The sequence below is a fragment of the Ralstonia sp. OTU4908 genome, assembly GCF_038440115.1.
Taxonomy (GTDB): domain Bacteria; phylum Pseudomonadota; class Gammaproteobacteria; order Burkholderiales; family Burkholderiaceae; genus Ralstonia; species Ralstonia pickettii.
Window position 1 is genome coordinate 1 of record NZ_JASATD010000098.1, and the last position, 809, is coordinate 809.

General features: G+C 64.9%; 1 protein-coding gene. It reads right to left on the minus strand.

Translation table 11 applies throughout. The features are described from left to right. Positions 1 to 291, minus strand: a 291-nt coding sequence (locus tag AAHM38_RS25470) for a DUF736 domain-containing protein (protein ID WP_342234426.1), incomplete at its 3' end; no start/stop codon positions are given. Positions 292 to 809: the final 518 nt, after the last annotated feature.

Sequence of the window (809 nt, forward strand, 5' to 3'; positions counted from 1 at the left end):
CGACCAGATCAGGTCGTGCGTGCCGTTCTCTCCTTCGATCAGGCGGGCATAGACCGTGGCCGGGAACGAAGGATCGTCGAGGGTCACGGAGATGTACTCCCGCCCGGCCTCGCTGGTCTTCTTCCACGCCGCGCCGATGTCGTGGCTGGCGGCCTGCAGGCGGAAGTCCGGGGCCTTCTCGTTGTCCCCCTTGTCGTTGGGCACCAGCTTGACCTTGACTTTGAGCGTCAGGGTGCGAAGCGTGCCGGTGAAGCCGTCTTTGTCTGCGGTGAAGGTGCCGATGTTGGCCATGATGAAACTCCTTTTGGTGGAACAAGGTTCGCGCCCATCGCGTCCTTGTTGTGATCCGGCCGGCGGGGGACGGGCGGGCTGCACCGCTTGCGGTCGCAACGCAGTGGAGAGCCGGGAGGCGAAAAGAATTTGTCCCGCGAGGAATGCGCCGAACGCAGTGACAAAGCAGGGGAAATTGTTTTCGCCGGACGGTTGCAGCCATGAAGCCCGAGGCGCAGCCGCGCCACCGCTAGGATTCACAACAACACAAGGACGCCTTGGGCCGAACCGCATCGAAAGGAGGCAGGGCCGGCTCGGCATCCCCGCACGAAGGCAGCACCGGCTCGCCCACTGACGCGGGCCAGGTCAACCATCCGACGACAAGCGAGAACGCCCCGGCCGCACCTTGCGGCGCCGGTCTTGAGGCGTGGCGTGGAAGCTCCATAGCGATGCCGGGCGGGATGTCCGTGAACCGTCCTTCGTGACGTGATGGGCGAGAACCGCCAGCGTTGAGGACGGCACGCATTCGCACAACCTGC